We start from the raw sequence: 2,030 nt of genomic DNA, 5'->3' as shown, positions 1-2,030 counted from the left end.
ACCGCCTGGTGGGGGGTCGCGACCGACGGTGCCGCCGCCGGCGCCGGCGACCGGGCCGCCGCCGCCGGGCTGCCGCCGGCCCGGACCCGGACCGGGGCCGTCGCCGAGGCCACGGGCGGCCCGCAGGCGGTCCTCGTGCCCCTCGTCCTCGCGGTGCTGGCCGCGGGGTCGGTCGTGCTCGTGGCCGTCGGCACGGGGCTGGCCGCCGTCGCGGCGACGGAGGACCGCCGCGCGGAGACCGCCCGGCTCGCGGGGATGGGCGTGCCCCGGCGGGCGGTGGTGCGGGTGCTCGGTCTGGGGCAGGCCGTGGCCGGCACGGTCGCCGTCGCCGCCGGTGCGCTCGTCGGCGCCGCGGCCGCGCGCGTGACGGCCCCGGCGCTGGCCCCCGGGATGGGCGGGGCGCCGGCGGTGCCGCCGGCGCGGGTCGTCTGGCCCTGGGCGGTCGAGGCGCCCCTGCTGCTCGCCCTGGTCGTGCTGCCGCTCCTCGTCGTGCTGCCCGTGGCGCTCCGGGCGGCCCGCACCGCGAGCACCGCCGACCTCGGCGGGGAGGGCGGGGGGTGAGCGCGGCGCGCCTCGACGTCGACCCCCGCCTGGCCGCGCGCCGCGCCGTGGCCGACCGCGGACCGGTGCTCCTCGGCGCCGTCGTCGTCGCGCTGGTGGTCGCCCTGCTCGTGCTCGTGCCGGGCGCGCTCGCCCGCACGGCCGACGCCGCCGTCCGCGCCGCCGTGGCGCAGGAGCCGGGCGCCGGGCACGTCGCCGTCACGGCGACGTGGCCGGAGGACCCGGACGGCTCGCGCGCCCCCGACCCCGGCTCCGTGGTCGAGCTCGACGTGCTCACCGAGCGCCTCGTGGGCGCGCTGCCGGCGGCCCTCGACGCCGTGCTCGGCACCCCCGACGTGGCCGTCGCCTCCGCGCGGCTCGACGTGCCCCCCGGGGGGTCCGTCGCCGCGGGCACGGGCCTGCGGCTCGTGCACCTGCGCGACGCGTCGGGCGGGGAGCCGGCCGTCAGCTGGACGGCGGGCGGCCCCCCGGGCGCCGCACAGTCACCCGCACCCGCACCCGCAGCCGCAGCCGCACCCGTACCCGCACCCGTACCCGTACCCGCACCCGTACCCGCACCGGTCGGCCTGGCCGAGCCCGTCGCGGCCCTCCTCGGCGTCGGGCCCGGGGACCGCCTCACCCTGACGCAGCGGGGGTCACCGGTGGAGGTCCTCGTCACCGGGCTGTTCGTCGCCGTCGACCCGGACGACCCGCGCTGGACGCGCGTCCCGGGCGTCCTCGCCCCGGTCACCGCGGGCCGGGGACCGACCCTGCGCACGGAGGTGGGCGCCCTCGTGCCCGCGGCCGCCCTCCCCGCCGCCCGGTCCGCGCTGCCGCCCGACAGCCCGGTCCGGACGGTCACCCTCCCGGTCCGCGGGGAGGCCCTGACGGCGGCCACCGGCCCCGCCGTGCGGCGCGCCCTGGCCGGCCTCGAGGCGTCGCCGGCGGCCCTCGTCCCGGGCGGGCCGACACCCGTCGTGACGACGCGGCTGGGCGCGGTCCTCGACGCGGCCGCCGGCGCGACCCGGGCCGCGGGCGCGCAGGCCGCGCTGCTCGGGGCGGGCCTCGCCACCGGTGCGGCGCTCGTGCTGGTGCTCGTCGCGGACGTGCTCGTGCGCCGCCGTGCCCCCGGCCTCGCCCAGCGCCGCCGCCGCGGCGGCTCCCTGCCCGGCGTCGCCGTCGAGACCGGTCTCGAGCAGCTCGTCGTCACGGTGCTCGCCGCCGCCACCGGGGTGCTCGCCGCGCGGCTCGTCGGCCCGGCCCCCGGCGGAGGGACGACCGGTGGCGCCACCGCCCCGGCCGCCGACCCCGCGCTCCTCCCCGGGGCGACGGCACCGGCCGTCGCCGCCGTCGTGCTCGTCGCCGTCCTCGCCGCCCCCGTGCTCGCCGTCCGGGTGTCGGCCGGGACGGCCGCCGGGCGGGGCCGGCGCCCGCCGACCGGTGCCCACGACGCCCGCCGGGCCGCGGCGACGGGCCGGCTGCGGCGGCTC

At 83.4% G+C, this 2,030-nt stretch carries 2 pseudogenes; both read left to right on the top strand.

Going from position 1 to position 2,030, the window contains the following annotated elements:
- Positions 1–561, top strand: a pseudogene (locus tag EJA20_RS18935) (hypothetical protein); the annotation flags it as partial.
- Positions 558–2,030: pseudogene (locus EJA20_RS18930) on the top strand (hypothetical protein); the annotation flags it as partial. The pseudogenes EJA20_RS18935 and EJA20_RS18930, both read left to right, overlap by 4 nt.

Origin of the sequence: Cellulomonas endophytica, from assembly GCF_004123805.1 — a bacterium.
In the GTDB taxonomy this organism is placed as follows: domain Bacteria; phylum Actinomycetota; class Actinomycetes; order Actinomycetales; family Cellulomonadaceae; genus Cellulomonas; species Cellulomonas endophytica.
The sequence above is the reverse complement of the archived record's forward strand: the minus strand, read 5'-3'. Positions and strand labels throughout refer to the sequence as shown.